This is a genomic window from Pedobacter changchengzhani, assembly GCF_004354365.1.
In the GTDB taxonomy this organism is placed as follows: Bacteria; Bacteroidota; Bacteroidia; order Sphingobacteriales; family Sphingobacteriaceae; genus Pedobacter; species Pedobacter changchengzhani.
On sequence record NZ_SJCY01000009.1, the window covers coordinates 110,327 to 128,348 of the forward strand.

An 18,022-nucleotide genomic window follows, 5' to 3' on the forward strand; every position below is an offset into this window, starting at 1 on the left:
ATTAAAATCCTGTTCGAGAGAGCGGGATTTTTTTTGTTTAAAAAGCTCGTATTTTGTGTGTTTTTAACAACGTATTCCTAAATTAGCGTAAAATTAATAAACATGAAATTTAAGTTTCTTCTATTTTTGTGCCTAATCGGGCAATTTTCTCTAAATGCTCAAATTCTTAAATATACAAATGGAAATAATTCATGGAATCCCGACTCATTAGGAAACCATAGAGCGATTGTTCAATTTACAGGAAAGGGTAATATTATTCATGCGCAGATAGATTGGCGCCGTAGAGATCAACATCCAGAAAGTAAGAGAATTATTGTGCAAGATGTTAATGGGAAATCAATTGCAACTTTAGGGTATGGCAAAGTAAATAGAGAAACGGGTGATATTTATTTTGCAGGTAAACCTGGTAAATATTTTGTTTATTATATGCCTTATCAAAATGAAGGCAATAACAATTATCCTAAAGGAAACTATTTAAAACCAATGAAAACTGATGAAGGGTGGTTAAAGCTTGCAAAAAAGGTTGCGGTTAATGCTGTAGCAACCGAAATACAATCTATAAATCCTTTCAACTCCTTCTACCCGATGGAAGTTATCGCTACAGCAAAGGAAACTGCTTCATTGGTTGGAAAACATCGTTCAGAATCTTTTCTAATCTTTCCAGAGGATAGAATGTTTCCTATTAAAATGCAAAATGATTTGCCTTATCGTTGGATAGAAAAAGGAATTTCTAATTCTTTTTCGGGAGAACCAAAACGAGGAGAGAATTATGCATTACAACTTGGGGTTTATGCATTGCGAGATTTAAAAGATGTGAAAGTTGTTTTTACTGATTTAAAAACATCCACAGGGAAAATTATCTCTACAAAATACATCAATTGCTTAAATACTAACGGAACAAGTTACGACAATAAGCCGTTAACGGAAATAGTTAATGTAGGGACAGGAAAGGTACAGGCTTTGTGGATTACGATTAATTTACCTAAAAGCACTTCGACGGGTTTTTATACAGGAAGATTTTCGGTCAAAGCAAACGGACAAACGAAAAATGTTGATGTAAAATTAAATGTTTTAAATGATCTTTTAGCTGATAATGGCGTTGGAACGCCCGTAAACCAAACGCGGTTAACATGGCTTAACTCTACTTTGGCACAAGAAAACACGGTTGTTGCACCATATACTCCTTTAACGGTTGATGGAAATGTGGTTTCGCTATTGGGGAGAAAATTTGAAGTGAATAAAGATGGTTTCCCTAAACAAATTGAAACTTATTTTAATAGCGAAATGACAGGTTATACGGAGAAACCAAATCAAATTTTGGCCGAACCTATTCATTTTCATTTTTACAATGCGCCGAAAACAGAAGAAAAATTTACGACGAGTAATTTTAAATTTATAAGTAAAACGCCCGGCACGGTTCAATGGATTGCAACTAATACATCAGAAAATTTGAATATGGATGTAGAAGGCGCTTTAGAATTTGATGGTTATGTACATTACGTGGTTAAGGTTACGGCATTAAATGACGTAAATTTTAGTAACGTAGATTTTCATATTCCGTTTAACAAAGAAGGTGCAAAATATTTAATGGGTTTGGGCGAAAAGGGTGGTTTAAGGGCTGATACTGTAAAATGGAATTGGGATGTGAAGCATAAAAACCAAGATGCTGTTTGGACTGGAAACGTGAATGCAGGCTTATATTATAGTTTACGAGACGAGAAGTACGTTCGGCCGTTAAATACCAATTTTTATCTGCAAAAACCATTGGTGCTTCCATCATCATGGGGAAATGACAATAAGGGCGGCATTCAAATTAATGTTAAAGGCGGTTCGATGTTAGCTGATAATTTTACAGGTGCACGAACCATGAAAAAGGGCGATGTGCTGTACTATAATTTCAATCTTTTAATTACGCCATTTCATTTAATTGACACAGATTTTCAGTGGAATAATCGGTTTTACCATAAATACGCAAATTTAGATACGATTAAGGCTACGGGAGCGACAGTAGTTAATATTCATCACGCTACACCGATTAACCCATGGATTAATTATCCTTTTATTGAGTGGAAAAAGATGAAATCGTACATAGACGAGGCACACAGCAAAAATTTAAAAGTAAAAATTTATAACACGGTTAGAGAGCTTTCGGATCATGCTTACGAGTTGCCTGCGCTGCGAAGTTTAGGAACGGAAGTATATTCGCCGGGTAAGGGTGGCGGTTTTAGCTGGTTGCAAGAGCATTTAGATTCTAATTATATTGCAGCGTGGTTTGTACCCGAAATTAAAGATGCGGCCATTATTAATAGTGGAATGAACCGCTGGCATAACTATTATGTAGAAGGCATGAACTGGCTGACTAATAATGTGGGTATTGATGGTGTGTATTTAGATGATGTGGCTTTTGATCGTGTAACCATGAAGCGCATTAAAAGAGTTTTAACGCAGAATAATCATCCTGGGATAATTGATTTACACTCTGCAAATCAGTTTAATAAGAATGACGGTTTTAACAACAGTTCTATATTGTACTTGGAACATTTTCCGTATTTGAACCGTTTGTGGTTTGGTGAGGAATTTGATTATGAAAAGAATAAGCCCGATTACTATTTGACAGAAATGAGTGGAATTCCGTTTGGGCTGATGGGAGAGATGCTTCAAAACGATGGTAATCCATGGAGGGGAATGCTTTACGGTATGACCAATCGTTTGGGCTGGTCTGACACGAGTAACCCGAGACCGCTTTGGAAAGCTTGGGATGATTTCGGTATTAAAGGATCTGAAATGATCGGTTATTGGAGTGATAATTGTCCGGTTACGACTAGCAATGCCAACGTTTTAGCCACTCTTTATAAGCAAAAGGGTAAAACCATGATTGCTTTAGCAAGTTGGGCAGAAACTGATGTTAAGGTTACTTTAGCTATCAATTGGGAAAAACTCGGATTAGATGCTACAAAAGTAAAATTAACAGCGCCTGCTATTGATCGGTTCCAAAACGAAGCAGGTTATACTGTTGGCCAAGAAATTAATATCGAAAAAGGGAAAGGCTTAATTTTAATTGTTCAATAAATTTTTCCTGCTCAATGTTAGTTAATTTTACTAATTATTGTTGCTTCTTTTAACTCAAATTATGCCAGATCAAAATAAAACTGAAAATTTAAGTATTGCACTAAACCTGAGTTTGCGTGAAAATAATTTTGTTAAAATATCACTCGGTAATTACCATGGAAACGAAATTGATTTAAAACAAATTTTAGTTAGGAAAGTAATTATTAAACGAGAAGATAAACTAGCTTTTACTTTTAGGTATAAAACCAGAGACATTGCAAAAAACTTTTCGGTAAAAGCGGGTACGGAGCTGATTTTTGATTATTTAAGTAATGGTTTTAAAATTGCAACACTTTTTACAACCGTAAATGATTTTATTTTTGAAGAATTAAATAATGGAAAATTTGTATGGAGGATTTTAGCAACCAGTACTAAATCAGTTCAATCCGTAAGCCATGATGAGGAAAAAGTAAGGTTGATTAAACCAACATCTAAATCGTATTTAACAGCACTCAAAATTACCGACGCAGATGGAAATGTTTTTAAAAATGCGCAGGATAAATTTAGGCAGATTAATCACTATATAGAAATTTTAAGCTCGTTAATTAAAGAATTGCCAGACGGCACGATTAAAAAAGTAGCTGATATGGGCTCGGGTAAAGGTTATTTAACTTTTGCGTTATACGATTATTTACATTCGAATTTAAAACTCGAAACCGAAGTTGTTGGTGTAGAATACCGCCAAGATATGGTCGATTTATGTAATGAAGTTGCTGTAAAATCTAAATTTGAACATCTAAATTTTATACAGGGAACAATTGAAGCTTATGATGCCGAAAAAGTTAATCTATTAATTGCCTTACACGCTTGCGACACTGCAACTGACGATGCTATTTTTAAAGGTATTAAAGCTGGTGCGGAGCTGATTGTGGTTGCGCCCTGTTGCCATAAACAGATTCGTAAAGAGATTGAACTAAATAAAGTGAGTAACGATATTTCATTTTTAACCAAGTATGGGATATTTTTAGAACGCCAAGCAGAAATGGTTACGGATGGCATACGGGCATTAATTTTAGAATATTTTGGCTATAAAACGAAAGTTTTCGAATTTATATCTGATGCGCATACGCCAAAAAATGTTTTGGTAGTGGGGATTAAAAAGGCTGAAAGCTTAAAGACCAAAGCTGAAAGCGAAAGAAGAGACGAGATTTTGCATAAAATTAAGGCTAGTAAAGAATATTTTGGTATTGGCTACCATCATTTGGAAAGGTTATTGGATTTACAGTGAAATATGATTAGACTAGATAGTTTTAGAATTGGAAAGTTCTTTTTATTCACACTTTTGCTGGTTTCACTTGCTTCATGCCAGCCTAAAAGATTAGGTGATAAAATTTTTGATCTTAATGATTTTTCGTTGGGGTTAAGTGTTCATCGTTTATATGAAAACGTTTTGAAAAAGGAACGCACAGAAAAATATTCATCTTATAGCGATACAATATTTAATTATAAAGAAGGGGCTAAAAAGGCCATTGCTGTAGAATATTTTGTCGATGCTGAAAAATCTGAACGATTCGCAAAGTTTAAGAACGTTAGTTTTTTTAACGTGAAATCAATAAGTGATGTTAAGGATAACTTGATGATGATCACTGCTGAAGAGAATTGTGGCTTTGGAGATCAAATGAAGCTTATAGGTGAGTTAAAAGTGGAATACGGCAAGCCCATAGTTAAACAACATATTGCCAGTTTTACAACCTTCACTTGGTTATTGGATGATAGAACTATTCAGATTCAATGTGAAATGATTCCCGACTCCGACAATTATTACAATAAAAAAAATGATTTTCTAAATCCTAATGGCGGGTTTTTAAGATCAGATAGTTACGAACAAAATCATATTTGGAAAGTTATTGTTTATGTTTTTAATAATGATTATATGGAGCAATTGAGAGAACAATATGGATATTCTGAAAGTGGCCATAAACCTTATTTGTATGATTATGATACGAAGACAGTTTCTCCATTTTGATGAATTTAGCATATAATGTTGGTAAAGCATGTTATATTTATATCTGTTCAGTTGAATGAAGCCAATGGCGATTAACTTAATTTTTATGCAAAGTTTTTCATGGCGGGTGTTTTTTTCTACATCAGTTGGGCGATAAATAGGGAGAATTAGGTTAGTCATCGGCATAATATTTGAGAAATTTCTTACAGGATTTATCCTATGACTGAACGGAGCAAAACATCTAACTAAAAAAAAAGCAGCAATCTTAGCGATCGCTGCTTTTTTGTTAATATCCACCTATGTTCTATTTCCCTGTTTGAAAAGGTGAAGCGGGCAAATCGCTATCATTATATAAATTTCCATCAGGATTGTGCGCCCAATCGTAACGCACAAATTTTGGTTCTGCCACCTCTTTTGAGCTCACCGAAATCTCATTTCCTTTAATAGTTGCGTCTGCCCAGTGCCAAACTTTATCTGCGCCTGCAATTGCAAAGCCCTTCAAATTTCCATCACCTTTGGCTTTTAAACCTTTAGCGTGGGCGAAACTTAAAATGATATTTTTGCCCTCAACTTTACTAGTGGTGTAAACTGGTCCAGCGTATTCGATGTCTTTGTTATAATCGTTGTGTAAGGCAATAAGTGCCAATCTCTTACCAACATCTTGTTTATTTTTAGGATGGATGTCTTTACCTTCTCCAACATCAATAATTGTAGCCATACCTGTATTTGGCAACTTTAGGGTATTTCGCTGTGCATCCCTAAGTTCTGCCCAGTTAGATTCTCCAGGTTTGTCTTCTTTCGATAAATAGTTTGCCAATTGTACAAAGTAAAATGGAAAATTTCCTTGCTTAAAACTCGACCTCCAATTATTAATCATCAAAGGAAATAAAGTTCTGTACTGTTTTGGTCTGCTTGCATTGTCCTCGCCCTGATACCAAATAACGCCTTTGATATTGTAATTTAAGAACGGATGAATCATTGCATTATACAATACACCAAACTGATATGGGCTATCATCCGGTTCTGGCTCGGGGCCAACTTTAGCTAAATCCAAACCGATTTTATACTTCCAATCTCCCACAAGTGATATTGCCTCTCCTCCTTCAAATTTTAACGTTAGCGAATTTTTGTCTCCAATAATTCCACCGCCACCACCCGTATCAAAAATACGGATTGTAATTACATTTTTCCCAGCGCGTACAAGTTTTGCTGGCACCGTATAGGTTCCGTTATTGTGATCGTCATCCGTGTCACCTACTTTTACCCCATTAAAAAAAATAATTCCATTATCATCTATATAACCTAAGTGTAGCTGCAAATCTTTCCCAAACATGCTTTGTGGCAAATTTATCTCTTTACGTGTCCAAACTACACCATCAAGATTTTTTAAATCACCATTGGCCCAATAGCCTGGCGTCTTTAACATCTTCCAACTCGAATCGTCAAAATCTACTCCTGTCCAAATTTCTTTTTCATTGCTATAGCCTTGGTCTGCTTTTATTAAGTCTGCACGCCAAGTTCGCATTCTATCCGTATAAGGAATCCCTCGGCCTTTTACTTTTTCTGCATTTAATTTTGCTGCCGTGGCATAATCTGACATTGTGCTCAACGCATTAACGCTTGTCCATGCTTCAGCAAAAGTTCCACCCCAAGAGGTATGGATTAAGCCTATCGGGATACCCGTTTGTTTATAAACTTCTCGTGCAAAAAAGTAAGCTGTAGCAGAAAATTCTGCAATACTTTTTGGCGAGCATTCTTCCCAACCTCCGCCATTAGCTAATTTAACATCAGCCAACGGTACAAAACTCATTACATGTGCGGCCTGCAATAACCTTATCTGCGGGTAGTTTGCGTCTGAAATTTCTTGTTCATAATTTTTAATTTTTCCCCAACCTGCCAAAGGCATTTCCATATTAGACTGTCCGGAGCAGAGCCAAACATCTCCAATAAGCACATTTTTCAGCGTAGTAACTTCACCGTCAGAAATGGTGATCTGATAAGGGCCGCCATAACTTGGTGTCGCAACAGCAACCTTCCAATCGCCACTGGCGGAGGCTACTGACTTGTATGTTTTATTATTCCAACTTGTTGTTATGCTAATGGCTTTACTTTTTGTTGCCCATCCCCAGATATTAGCCTTAGTTTTTTGTTGAAGAACCATATTATCGGCAAAAAAAGAGGGTAATTTTACTTTGGCAGCGCTTGCGTAACCCACACAGATGGCTATTAAACCAAGAAGAATTTTTTTCATTATAATTTTAAGATTGAGTTAACACCTAAAATAAATAAAATAATTCATTAATTTAAAATTGGACAAATAAGATTGGTTAAAAACTAAAGTAAATTAAGACCGTTTACAGAAAAAGACCGATAAGAACAAAGAGGGTTTGATGATATTTTAATTATAAGATGGCCTACGCTTTATTTTGATAGTTTTACTTCCGTAAGAAATGTAACAATTGGTATAAATACAGAAATTGTAGGCTATTTTGAAAGGACAATTACCCATTTATTACTTAAAACCACTAATACATTCTTTATCTCCGTTAGTTTTTGCTTTAGTTTATTTGGAGCATTAATGAATGATTGTGAATTTTTAAAGTTTGTAGTCCTCGGATGAACCTTAGCAAACCTTACATGATTCACACGAGGACTACATGGAGATAGAGAGACTATGCCTAATGAATACTTTCCCAACAGAATAAAGCAATGAATTTAGTGTGGCAATTTTTCTCTCCACAAACCATAAAACCAAGTGCCTGCAATTGCACTTAAAAGTGTTACAATAACCACACTTGCACCTGTTCCTATTTGTGCAAATAATGGTCCTGGGCATGCGCCAGTTATTGCCCAGCCGAAGCCAAATAATAAACCGCCATAAATTTGACCTTTGTTAAATTTCTTATCATGGAATTCTATTTTTTCCCCATAAATGGTTTTTATGTTAAACCTTTTGATTATCCAAATAGAAACCATGCCCACCACCACTGCGCTTCCGATTACGCCGTACATGTGAAAAGATTGCAACCGGAACATTTCTTGAATGCGAAACCAGCTAATGACTTCAGATTTTACAAATACAATACCGAAGAGTACGCCAATGATTAAATATTTTATATTATGATACCATTTATGTTGTATATTACTTTCGTTAATGCACATTGCATCTAACGAGCGAACTTCAAAATCGGTATTTTGATTAATTTTATTTTGCATCGTTTTACAATTAAAGCGAAAGTATATAAGGTAAAATTAAGTTGGCCATTATAAAGCCACCAACCATAAAACATGTTGTGGCAATTAACGAAGGCCATTGCAAGTTCGATAAGCCTGTAATTGCATGGCCACTTGTACAGCCACCGGCATAACGGGTGCCAAAACCAACTAAAAAGCCACCAACTACCATCATAATAAATCCTTTTAAGGTAAAAAGTGTGTGCCAGTTCATAATATCTAGCGGTACTAAATTAGTGAAATTTGTAATGCCATAACCCGCAAGTTCTGCAGTTAATTTTGGATTTACCTGAACTGCCACTGGGTTAGAAAGTAAATTAACTGCAATTGCCCCGCCTAAAAAAATCCCAAAAACAAAAAATAAATTCCATACTTCTTTCTTCCAATTGTATTTAAAAAATGGAATATTTGCCGGGATGCAAGAAGCGCAAATGTGCCTTAATGACGAACTTATCCCGAATGATTTGTTGCCGAGAATTAACAAAGCCGGTACGGTTAAGCCAATCAGCGGGCCGGCTATATACCAAGGCCATGGTTGTTTTAAAAATTCAATCATTTACTTGTTGTTGTTAATTAATTTTTCTAGTTCTGGCGCAGCAACCACGCCCGATTGGCGCCAAAGTGTTTTACCATTTTTAAACAGAATTAAAGTTGGTACGCCACGAACTTGATAAGCCGAGGCAGCTTGCGGATTTTTATCTATATCAATTTTAATGATACTCGCATTTTCGCCAACGCGTTTTTTTAAATCATCTAAAATGGGCGCCATTGTTTTACAAGGTCCGCACCAAGTAGCAAAAAAATCTACTAAAACGGGTTTATCTTGATTGATTGTCTCTTGGAAAGTCATACTTTGGTTTTTGGATATTTACTCTCAGATTTTGTTAATATTAAAGTCAAGTGTTTTGAGCCTATGAAGCTATTTTACCTCTGTAAAAGTGATATCACGTGTATTCGCGGGTGTTTTTGAAAAAGGAACGTTACAGCCTCCTGAACTGCCACAGCCCATGTTTAACAAAGGCATTAAAGCAAATAATGCACCCATAAAAACAATTAGCCATTGCTGATTGGTAATTCCTTGCACGATGAAGAATATGCCAATCGACAAGCGAAGCACACGCATAAAATTCCAGTTTTTTAGGTAGTTTTTCATTTTTATGTTTTTATTAGGTTGATAAATATTTCTGAATTTACTCTTGGCGCAATGCTATTATAGCACTTCTCCATAGTTTTAATTACAAAATTAGGTTCAAAAATTGGTTTATAGTCTTCAACAGATCCACCAAAAGGAGGGCCCTGATGTTCGAATGTTTTATCGAAAAGCAAACCTATTATTCTACCGTTTTTCTTAAGAAGAGATGCTGTTTTAAATGAATATTCATTTCTTTTAGGTAGGGGTAGGGTACAAAAGAAAGTTTGCTCGATGATTAAATCATAATGCCCTTCGTGAAGAAAAAAATCTTTGCACAATACCTTAACATTAGGTGTATTTGCAAATTTTTCGTTTAATAATTCAACTGCTTTTGGGGCAATATCAACCAATGTAATATTGGTAAAACCATTTGCAACTAAATATTCGGCTTCATGTGCATTGCCACAACCTGGGATAAGTATTTTTGCATTTTTTGCTAAATACTGATCCATGTATTTTGTAATGGCTGGCGAGGCTACACCAATATCCCAACCAATTTCATTGTTTTCCCAGCGCGAATTCCAAAACTTTGCATCCAAAGGATTTTCACACTTGGAAACACAACATTGCAGTTCTTTATTTCGATCACTCATTTTATAGCCTCATTTACATTGTGCCAAGTGCCACCGTTAATTACGTTTTTGAAGCCATTTTGAGCTAAAATATTTTTTGCCTGCGTGCTTCTTCCACCACTTCTACAAAAAACGATAATGTTCTTTTTACTTTTAAATTTTGATAAATTAGTTGTTATTTTATCCAATGGGATATTGGTTGCGCCTTTAACACTTCCACTAGAAAACTCTGCGGATGAACGGACATCAACAAGAAATGCACCTTCTTTTATAGCTTCGATTAACGCACTGTTATCGGTACTTCCAAATAAATTTTTAAATATTCCGAACATTTTTATGAGGATTAATTATGTTTTATTTAAACACTTTTGTTTGACACACAAAATTAGTTTTAGGCACGCCAGTTTGCGCAATGGCATTAAAGCCACCTGCTACTTCGGTAAAGTTTCTATAACCTCTTGCTTGTAAAATGCTGGCCGCAATCATACTGCGGTAACCACCTGCACAGTGTAGGTAAAAGTGCTCTTTTGGGTCGGTATCTTTAACCCATTCGTTAATATAAGCCAATGGTTTAATAAAGGCATTTTCTATGTGTTCGGCTTCATATTCAGTTTCCTTACGAACATCAATAATTTTATTTTCAGCTGTATTTACTTCTTTTGCAAACTGTTCGGCTGTTATTCTATCTATACGATCTACTTCTTTTGCTGACGATTTCCAAGTTTGAAAGCCACCTTCCAAATGCCCTAAAACGTGATCGAAACCAACTCTACTTAATCTGGTTATGGTTTCTTCCTCTTTCCCGATCTCCGTTACCAATAAAATTGGTTGCTTTACATCAACAATCATTGCACCAACCCAAGGGGCAAAATCGCCATTTAAACCAATGTTTATGGCTTGTGGAATAAATCCTTGCGCAAAATCGTCATTACTTCTAGTATCTAAAATTAATGCACCACTCGCTTCGGCAATGGCTTCAAAATCGGTTGCCGATAATGCTTTCATGCCCGTTTTTAAAACTGCCTCAAAGCTGTCGTAACCTGTTTTATTCATAGCAACATTCATCCCGAAATAGGCCGGAGGCGGTAATAAACCATCAGTTACTGCAGTTACAAAAGCTGCCTTATTGGGTTGATTTAAGGCATAATTCATTTTTTTCTGATTGCCAAGTGTATCAACCGTTTCCTTCATCATATTTTTGCCACAAGCAGAGCCTGCACCATGCGCGGGATAAATAGTTAAGTCATCAGGTAAGGGCATAATTTTATTTTGCAGACTATCATAAAGTAGCCCTGCCAGTTGTTCTTGGGTCATATCGGCTGCCTTTTGTGCTAAATCTGGGCGACCTACATCACCTAAAAAGAGCGTATCGCCGCTAAATAGAATACTTTCTTTGCCGTTTTCATCTATCAATAAAATGCACATACTTTCCATAGTATGGCCGGGTGTATGTAGTACTTTTAGCTTAACATCGCCTACTTCAAAAATTTGATTATCCGTTGCAATAATGGATTCAAATTCTGGTGTGGCGGTAGGGCCGTACACAATTGATGCACCAGTTTTTTTGCTTAAATCTACATGGCCACTAACAAAATCTGCGTGAAAATGAGTTTCGAATATGTACTTTAGTTTAACATTGTCTTTTTGTAATCGCTTTAAATAGGGGTCAATTTCCCGCAAAGGATCTATAATGGCCGCTTCATTTTTTGAAGTAATGTAATATGCCCCTTGTGCTAAACAGCCAGTGTAAATTTGTTCTACCTTCATTTTATTATTTATAAATTCACTATTTATTATACGAAGTTGCAAACTAATTTTTGTAGGCAAAGCTACTTTAGTTACACAAGCTAAATTACTTAATTATTGTTTCTTTTACGATGATATAAATGCCCATAGTTAATACAAACCAACCAAATGCGGGCTTTAATTTTTCGCCATTAATTTTAGTTGATAGATAACTGCCAATTAATATGCCCAATATTGCTAAGCTTGCAATTTTTATTGCAAAAATCCATTCCACGTTAAAATGTGATAAAGAAAACAGAAATCCTGCCAGTGAATTAATTGAAATAATTACCAATGATGTCCCGACGGCCATTTTCATCGATAATTTTAAGTTTTTTACCAAAACGGGAATAATCAAGAATCCTCCTCCTGCACCGATCAGTCCGGTAATTAACCCTATAAAAATACCCTTAATAAATAGGCTTTGATAATTTTGTGTTTTTACTGTTGATTTACTTTCATCAATCTTTTCGTCTTTTTTGATCATGCTATACGAAGCAAAAATCATCAATAGTGCAAAAAGAATCATTAACAAAATATTTTTGGTTACTGGCCAACCATTTGCCCGAAAAATTTCTTGTGGTATGGTAGGCAGAATATACCACCGTGTTAAAAAAACTGAAAATATTGAAGGGATACCCAATACAAGCACCGTTTTAAAATTGACCAACTGCTTTTTGAAATAGGATATAGAACCTACAATGCTTGTTGCGCCAACAATGAATAACGAATACGCTGTTGCGGCTAACGTATCTATTTTGAAAATATAAACCAATACCGGCACAGTTAAAATACTGCCACCGCCACCTATTAATCCTAATGCAATACCAATAAATATTGAGCTAATGTAGCCAGCTACTTCCATTTCCTTAACTTGAAATGCAAATTTGCATCAAAAAAAAGTGCAATAAAGTGACTTAGGTTACATAAGGATTATTTTGTTTCGGCCCAGTTTAACACTTCCGTTATCTTCTAATTGTTTTAATAATCTAGAAACCACCACGCGGGCTGTTCCTAATTCATTTGCCAACTGCTCATGCGTAACCTGCAAGGTTTTGTTATCTGTTAATTCTTGTTTCTTTTGTAGCAAAGTAAGTAAACGCTCATCTACTTTTTTAAATGCAATGGCATTTACAATTTCCAACAGTTCTTCGAAACGTTTGTGGTACATTCTAAAAATATAATCTAGCCATTGTGGATATTCTTTAATAAATACAGAAACTTTATCCATTGGCAAAAATAGTATTTCGGCATCTTCTTCAACTTCGGCTTTCAACTTGCTGGTTTCGTTATGTAAGCCACCTAAAAACGACATAATGCAACTCTCGCCGGCTTTTATGTAGTAGAGTAAAATTTCCCGACCATCGTCTTCGGTTCTCATTACCCTCAGACTGCCTTTAATTACAATGGGAATGGAGCGGATATGCGAATGCTCATCTAAAATAATTGCCCCAACTTTATAGTTTTTCTTTATGCTGTATTTGTATAGCTTCTCTACTAAATCTGGCGAGGTTTGAAATTCTGTTATATGTTGTAAGTCATTCATTTTTTAGCTTTAGTTAATGTAAGAGGGATTGGCGTTTGTTTAGAAATTATTTCCCTTCGGATGTAATATAATTTATTCGATGGTATTATAGTGAATTGTTTACTTAGCTTATAATTGCTTGAAAACAAATATCCTCATTCAAATTAATGAATGAGGATATCGTTTTTATTAATTAAGTTTTATAATAAAACCCTTAAACTTATTTTGTAGCTTTTTCGAACGCATTTGCGCCATTTACAACTGGCAAAGTTAACGTAGTGTGATTTAAATCGATTGTAATTTCTGTACCTGGTTTTGGCCATAATGTAAATTCTTTATCGCTAGAAAAAATTACAACTCCAATTTGTTTCCCTGCTGGTATAATCTGATCGTCAGGTTGTAAATTGAATTTTAAGTTGTAGAATTTACCTGGTTTTAAAGGCTTACTTTTTGTTAATGATTTACTATTTTGAGGATCTGCCCATCCGCGGGTAATTATATTATCCATTAATTTTGCGCCCTTTCCTTCGCTCCAAGGCAAAGCAACCAACCAAACCGAAAAATTAGCTGCTTTTTTACTGCTTGCTAATCTCACAGAAATTTGAGTTAATCCAGATAAATGTACCGCTTCTTTCAGTATAGGCGTTACATAAAGTAGGCGATGATCTGATTTTTCGGCTTTTGCTAAGTCACTTCCTGAAATGGAAACATCATCTACTAATTTTTCATTATTTTGATTTTCTGTTGGTGCAACTGAAAGCTTTCCGGCTGAATTTCCGCCAGCTGTAAGATATAATTTTACATCGCTAGCTGCGGGGTTAGGGAAATCAGCATAAGGCGTAGGGTTATCGTTTTTGTCGTTTTCTCTAACAATCCAAGCTTTTGGCTCATTTTCTACGCCATTATCAATATTGTACAAATATTTTGTAAACCATCTGTTCATCATGGTAAATGGTGGTTCGCCACCGTGTCCTTCTTGGTGATAGTATATTTTAACCGGCAACCCCATTTTTTCTGCAGCTTTATAGATGCGGTAACTGTGTTCTGCCATTACATTCCAATCGTTAAAACCGTGCGACATAAATAAGGCCGCTTTCATTGGCTTCATTTGATTTAGATAATCTCTACCTGCCCAAAATTTATTGTAATCACCTTTCTCTCTATCCATGCCCTTCATCATCTCGCCATCTCTTACCACGCGATCGCCATAAGCTCTTTTTTCTTCAGCACCACTGTGAATGAAATCGTATAAAACATCAATATCTTCTCCTAAATATCCACCCGGACTTCTAACTAGTCCATTTGAGCGATAATAATGATAGTATGAAGTATTTGGTGCAACTGGAATAATAGCTTTTAAACCTTCTACGCCGGTTGTTGCTGCAGCAAGTGGAATTGTGCCATTGTATGAAGTTCCTGTCATACCAACATTGCCGGTACTCCAATAAGCTTTAACTTTTTCATCACCAGTTCTAGATGTGTAACCATTATCTTTTCCCGAAAGCCATTCTATTACCGCCTTTGGTGCTAACGATTCGTTAATGCCGCCTACTGTTGGCGAACCATCAGAAAGACCTGTACCTGGAGAGGACGAGTGTACAATTATATAACCACGTTTTACCCAATCGTAAATAAATTCATTCGAAATTATTGGTCGGTTTCCAGTACGTTTAACTGAAGGATGATCGTGCATATATGGCGGTTTTTCATCTACTTCTTGCTTCACATCCCAAAAAGAATTAGGACCATCTTCTGATACTCCGGCATAGTAAGGACTACTACCGTAAATTACGGCGAGTTTTAATCCTTCAGTTTCTGTTTGGAAAGGCCTAGTAACATCTACGTGCATACGGTCTAACTTTCCATCTCCGTCGGTATCGAAGGTGGTTTCTACCCATAAATCGGTTCTAATCCATTTATCTGGCGTATCAAATGCTTTTACAATTTGCGCTTCTCCATCTTTAAATATGGGTTGCGCTTTTTCTTGAGCAAAACTTTGCGTGGTAACAAACGCAAAAACTGCAAAATTTAAGATTAAAATTCTTGTTAAATTTAATTTTTTCATAGTTTTTAAAAATGAATTGATAGTGGTTTATTGTGTGTTAACAATTTTCTGTAAATTAAGTTAATTTTTTTAATCTGATTATTGGATTGACCGTTATTTTAAGCCTATTATATTAATATACTAATTTATGTCAACAATGGGTTAAATTACTAGCGTTTTTAAATCTTAAGTTATACGTTATCGTGAATAAATACGCTACAATATTTTTTTATGTCTTCTCTAACCAATCTAAATTCTTCCATTATTTCGGCATCGGTTCCGCTTGCCTTTGCGGGATCGGGGAAGTTTTGGTGAAATTTTATAGCGTTTGATGGGAAAAATGGACAGCGTTGTTGAGCATGATCGCATAAGGTAATAACGAAATCAAAATCGACATTTTTGTATTCATCAATATGATTAGAACTGTGATGGGAAATGTCAATCCCATCTTCTTGCATAGTGGCTATGGCTTTTGGGTTTACGCCATGCGTTTCTACACCAGCACTATAGATTTCTGCTTTGCCATTAGCAAAATAACGTAAATAACCTTCAGCAAGCTGGCTTCTGCAACTGTTTCCGGTACAAAGCACTAATATTTTCTTCATTGTTGAGGATAAAATTTTTGTTTTAGCAATAAACTAGCCCGTACTAATAAAATTAAAATCGGTACTTCTACCAGTGGCCCAATTACGCCAACAAATGCCTGTGGCGAATGTATGCCGAAAACTGCAATAGATACAGCTATCGCCAACTCGAAGTTGTTTCCGGTAGCTGTAAAAGCAATGGCGGCGTTTTTATCATAGGGAACTTTTAAATACAGATTTATAAAAAAACTGGTAAAAAACATCAATACAAAGTAGATAATTAACGGAATGGCAATTTTAATAACATCAAACGGAAGTTGTAATATTTTATCGCCTTTTAGGCTAAACATTAATAAAATAGTAAACAGTAAAGCATATAAAGTTATGGGTGATATTGCTGGAATATATTTTCTATTGTACCAATCTTTCCCTTTGGTTTTAATTAAAAAATACCGACTTAAAAAGCCTGCAAGAAATGGAACGCCCAAGTAAATTAACACACTTTGAGTTATATCTTTAATAGATACACTTACGTTAAAGTTGGCTAATCCTAATTTATTGGGTAATATATTGATGAACAACCACACCATAAAACTGTAGCTGAATATTTGAAATATGCTATTTAACGCGATTAATAATGCTGCATATTCGCGGTTTCCTTTACCTAAATCGTTCCAAACAATTACCATTGCAATGCAACGCGCCAAGCCAATTAAAATTAAACCAGCCATATAATCTGGTTGGTCTCTTAAAAAAAGAATAGCGAGGATAAACATTAAAATTGGCCCAATTACCCAATTGAGTATTAGAGAAATCCCAATTGCTTTCTTATCGGTAAATACCTTTGGCAATAACGAATAATCTACCTTCGCCAATGGCGGATACATCATTAATATTAAACCTATTGCCAATGGTATATTTGTAGTGCCAATGGAAGAAGCATTTGTGATGTTGGAAATGCTTGGGAATAAATAACCCAACAGCATACCAATTGCCATTGCAAGGGATATCCAAAGTGTGAGGTAACGATCGAGAAATTTTAGTTTTGGTTGCATTAATTTTTGTTTAGCAACAGCCTCCACCTGGTGTGCAAGTAGTCGCATTTGCATTCATTTCAGCTAGGTTTACCATTGGTTTTGCAGCAGGAATTCCGCAAGAATCTTCTGCCAAACAAGCCGTGGTTTTATTTTTTAAAACAAATACTTTTCCATCGAAATCCAAATCATATTTACCAATGGTTTCACTTTGATATTCTACTTCAATTTCTTGATCTTCAATTCCTAATTTTTCTTCTGAAAGTTTTATGATACTTAACAATCTATTAGGTTTTAGGCGATGGTTGAAGTCATCGGCGTTCCAAAGTTGGAAGTTTACAGTTTTTTCATTGCGAATTACGCCACCACAATCAATAAATTTTTTCGTAATCATGCCAACTTCAGTTACATGAAAATGTTCGGGAACAGCTGTTCCATTTTCTAATTGAAATTCAACGTTTTCTAATGTGCTTAAAATCTGTTTTACTGCTGATAATTTCATGGTATTTTAATTTAAGTTTTTTTTTGTGCCTAAAAAAATGGGGTTAGCAACACTTATTTTTAGCCACGGTATTTTCTATTAGTGAAAAGTAAGTAGTCATTATTTTGATTGTAGTTTCATCGATACAGTAACAAATGGAATTGCCTTCGATGTTTCCTTTGATGATACCAGCGTTTTTAAGCTCCTTTAAATGTTGCGAAACAGTGGGTTGTGCCAGCGGTAGTTCATTTACAATGTCGCCACAAATGCACGCATTAACTTTCATTAAATGCTCAATAATGGCAATTCGTGCAGGATGGCCCAATGCCTTAGCAATTGTAGCAATTCGGTTTTGTTGATCGGTAAAGTGTTCAGTTTTGCTTGCACCCATTTCATAAAATATAATATTGCAATATTACGATATGTTATTGAGTAATCAAATATTATATTTTCTTGGGGAAAATTGATTAACTTATTTTTCGACCAGTTGTGTCTATTTAGAAACAAATGAGTGCTTT

The 18,022-nt window shown here is 35.4% G+C and carries 18 protein-coding genes; 3 read left to right on the forward strand and 15 right to left on the reverse strand.

The features are described from left to right. Positions 1-102 precede the first annotated feature (102 nt). From EZJ43_RS13045 to EZJ43_RS13055, 3 genes are all read left to right on the forward strand, one after another. Positions 103-3,069: a glycoside hydrolase domain-containing protein gene (locus EZJ43_RS13045; RefSeq protein ID WP_133263157.1), complete on the forward strand. Its 2,967-nt coding sequence runs from the start codon at positions 103-105 to the stop codon at positions 3,067-3,069. Positions 3,070-3,130: 61 nt separating this feature from the next. Then, entirely contained in the window at positions 3,131-4,336 is a 1,206-nt protein-coding gene (locus EZJ43_RS13050; protein ID WP_133263158.1) for a class I SAM-dependent methyltransferase, read from the forward strand. 3 nt (positions 4,337-4,339) lie between these two features. Beyond that, positions 4,340-5,074 (forward strand): hypothetical protein, encoded by a 735-nt coding sequence (locus EZJ43_RS13055; RefSeq protein ID WP_133263159.1) that lies wholly within the window; start codon positions 4,340-4,342, stop codon positions 5,072-5,074. 283 nt (positions 5,075-5,357) lie between these two features. Here the strand turns inward: EZJ43_RS13055 and EZJ43_RS13060 are convergent, their stop codons facing one another. The 15 genes from EZJ43_RS13060 to EZJ43_RS13130 all read right to left on the reverse strand — a co-directional run bounded on the left by EZJ43_RS13060 (position 5,358) and on the right by EZJ43_RS13130 (position 17,895). Then, positions 5,358-7,304: a sialate O-acetylesterase gene (locus EZJ43_RS13060; protein ID WP_133263160.1), complete on the reverse strand. Its 1,947-nt coding sequence runs from the start codon at positions 7,302-7,304 to the stop codon at positions 5,358-5,360. 464 nt (positions 7,305-7,768) lie between these two features. Then, positions 7,769-8,269, reverse strand: a complete 501-nt coding sequence (locus tag EZJ43_RS13065) for a YeeE/YedE family protein (RefSeq protein WP_133263161.1) — start codon at positions 8,267-8,269, stop codon at positions 7,769-7,771. Positions 8,270-8,279: 10 nt separating this feature from the next. Beyond that, positions 8,280-8,843 carry a YeeE/YedE family protein gene (locus EZJ43_RS13070; protein ID WP_133263162.1) on the reverse strand — a complete coding sequence of 188 codons (564 nt, stop codon included), beginning with the start codon at positions 8,841-8,843 and terminating at the stop codon, positions 8,280-8,282. Continuing rightward, positions 8,844-9,137, reverse strand: coding sequence for a thioredoxin (gene trxA / locus EZJ43_RS13075; protein WP_133263163.1), 294 nt, complete (start codon positions 9,135-9,137; stop codon positions 8,844-8,846). 69 nt (positions 9,138-9,206) lie between these two features. Continuing rightward, positions 9,207-9,440, reverse strand: coding sequence for a hypothetical protein (locus tag EZJ43_RS13080; RefSeq protein ID WP_133263164.1), 234 nt, complete (start codon positions 9,438-9,440; stop codon positions 9,207-9,209). A gap of 2 nt (positions 9,441-9,442) precedes the next feature. Beyond that, on the reverse strand, positions 9,443-10,072 hold the full coding sequence (locus EZJ43_RS13085; protein WP_133263165.1) for a methyltransferase domain-containing protein: 630 nt from the start codon (positions 10,070-10,072) through the stop codon (positions 9,443-9,445). Beyond that, the gene (locus EZJ43_RS13090) at positions 10,069-10,383 is read right to left on the reverse strand and encodes a rhodanese-like domain-containing protein (RefSeq protein ID WP_133263166.1); all 315 of its coding nucleotides are present in this window, start codon (positions 10,381-10,383) and stop codon (positions 10,069-10,071) included. The genes EZJ43_RS13085 and EZJ43_RS13090 overlap by 4 nt, the downstream gene beginning before the upstream one ends. Before the next feature lie 22 nt (positions 10,384-10,405). Then, the gene (locus EZJ43_RS13095; protein WP_133263167.1) at positions 10,406-11,818 is read right to left on the reverse strand and encodes an MBL fold metallo-hydrolase; all 1,413 of its coding nucleotides are present in this window, start codon (positions 11,816-11,818) and stop codon (positions 10,406-10,408) included. Positions 11,819-11,903: 85 nt separating this feature from the next. After that, entirely contained in the window at positions 11,904-12,701 is a 798-nt protein-coding gene (locus EZJ43_RS13100; protein ID WP_133263168.1) for a sulfite exporter TauE/SafE family protein, read from the reverse strand. A 57-nt stretch (positions 12,702-12,758) separates the two neighbouring features. Then, positions 12,759-13,382 (reverse strand): Crp/Fnr family transcriptional regulator, encoded by a 624-nt coding sequence (locus EZJ43_RS13105; protein ID WP_133263169.1) that lies wholly within the window; start codon positions 13,380-13,382, stop codon positions 12,759-12,761. A 199-nt stretch (positions 13,383-13,581) separates the two neighbouring features. Then, a complete protein-coding gene (locus EZJ43_RS13110; RefSeq protein WP_133263170.1) occupies positions 13,582-15,426 on the reverse strand; it encodes a Xaa-Pro dipeptidyl-peptidase in 1,845 nt (614 codons plus the stop codon). A 170-nt stretch (positions 15,427-15,596) separates the two neighbouring features. Beyond that, positions 15,597-16,010 (reverse strand): arsenate reductase ArsC, encoded by a 414-nt coding sequence (locus tag EZJ43_RS13115; RefSeq protein ID WP_133263171.1) that lies wholly within the window; start codon positions 16,008-16,010, stop codon positions 15,597-15,599. Further along, positions 16,007-17,044 carry an ACR3 family arsenite efflux transporter gene (arsB, locus tag EZJ43_RS13120; RefSeq protein ID WP_133263172.1) on the reverse strand — a complete coding sequence of 346 codons (1,038 nt, stop codon included), beginning with the start codon at positions 17,042-17,044 and terminating at the stop codon, positions 16,007-16,009. The genes EZJ43_RS13115 and arsB overlap by 4 nt, the downstream gene beginning before the upstream one ends. Positions 17,045-17,054: 10 nt before the next feature. After that, complete coding sequence (locus tag EZJ43_RS13125; RefSeq protein ID WP_133263173.1) at positions 17,055-17,525, reverse strand: DUF6428 family protein; 471 nt, start codon at positions 17,523-17,525, stop codon at positions 17,055-17,057. Positions 17,526-17,568: 43 nt separating this feature from the next. Beyond that, positions 17,569-17,895 carry an ArsR/SmtB family transcription factor gene (locus EZJ43_RS13130; protein WP_133263174.1) on the reverse strand — a complete coding sequence of 109 codons (327 nt, stop codon included), beginning with the start codon at positions 17,893-17,895 and terminating at the stop codon, positions 17,569-17,571. Between the last annotated feature and the right edge of the window lie 127 nt (positions 17,896-18,022).

What these genes read in the sequence shown, in the direction of transcription:
- EZJ43_RS13045 (WP_133263157.1), top strand. Translation starts at nt 103, where the DNA reads ATGAAATTTAAGTTTCTTCTATTTTTGTGCCTAATCGGGCAATTTTCT.
- EZJ43_RS13050 (WP_133263158.1), top strand. Translation starts at nt 3,131, where the DNA reads ATGCCAGATCAAAATAAAACTGAAAATTTAAGTATTGCACTAAACCTG.
- EZJ43_RS13055 (WP_133263159.1), top strand. Translation starts at nt 4,340, where the DNA reads ATGATTAGACTAGATAGTTTTAGAATTGGAAAGTTCTTTTTATTCACA.
- EZJ43_RS13060 (WP_133263160.1), bottom strand. Translation starts at nt 7,304, where the DNA reads ATGAAAAAAATTCTTCTTGGTTTAATAGCCATCTGTGTGGGTTACGCA.
- EZJ43_RS13065 (WP_133263161.1), bottom strand. Translation starts at nt 8,269, where the DNA reads ATGCAAAATAAAATTAATCAAAATACCGATTTTGAAGTTCGCTCGTTA.
- EZJ43_RS13070 (WP_133263162.1), bottom strand. Translation starts at nt 8,843, where the DNA reads ATGATTGAATTTTTAAAACAACCATGGCCTTGGTATATAGCCGGCCCG.
- trxA (WP_133263163.1), bottom strand. Translation starts at nt 9,137, where the DNA reads ATGACTTTCCAAGAGACAATCAATCAAGATAAACCCGTTTTAGTAGAT.
- EZJ43_RS13080 (WP_133263164.1), bottom strand. Translation starts at nt 9,440, where the DNA reads ATGAAAAACTACCTAAAAAACTGGAATTTTATGCGTGTGCTTCGCTTG.
- EZJ43_RS13085 (WP_133263165.1), bottom strand. Translation starts at nt 10,072, where the DNA reads ATGAGTGATCGAAATAAAGAACTGCAATGTTGTGTTTCCAAGTGTGAA.
- EZJ43_RS13090 (WP_133263166.1), bottom strand. Translation starts at nt 10,383, where the DNA reads ATGTTCGGAATATTTAAAAATTTATTTGGAAGTACCGATAACAGTGCG.
- EZJ43_RS13095 (WP_133263167.1), bottom strand. Translation starts at nt 11,818, where the DNA reads ATGAAGGTAGAACAAATTTACACTGGCTGTTTAGCACAAGGGGCATAT.
- EZJ43_RS13100 (WP_133263168.1), bottom strand. Translation starts at nt 12,701, where the DNA reads ATGGAAGTAGCTGGCTACATTAGCTCAATATTTATTGGTATTGCATTA.
- EZJ43_RS13105 (WP_133263169.1), bottom strand. Translation starts at nt 13,382, where the DNA reads ATGAATGACTTACAACATATAACAGAATTTCAAACCTCGCCAGATTTA.
- EZJ43_RS13110 (WP_133263170.1), bottom strand. Translation starts at nt 15,426, where the DNA reads ATGAAAAAATTAAATTTAACAAGAATTTTAATCTTAAATTTTGCAGTT.
- EZJ43_RS13115 (WP_133263171.1), bottom strand. Translation starts at nt 16,010, where the DNA reads ATGAAGAAAATATTAGTGCTTTGTACCGGAAACAGTTGCAGAAGCCAG.
- arsB (WP_133263172.1), bottom strand. Translation starts at nt 17,044, where the DNA reads ATGCAACCAAAACTAAAATTTCTCGATCGTTACCTCACACTTTGGATA.
- EZJ43_RS13125 (WP_133263173.1), bottom strand. Translation starts at nt 17,525, where the DNA reads ATGAAATTATCAGCAGTAAAACAGATTTTAAGCACATTAGAAAACGTT.
- EZJ43_RS13130 (WP_133263174.1), bottom strand. Translation starts at nt 17,895, where the DNA reads ATGGGTGCAAGCAAAACTGAACACTTTACCGATCAACAAAACCGAATT.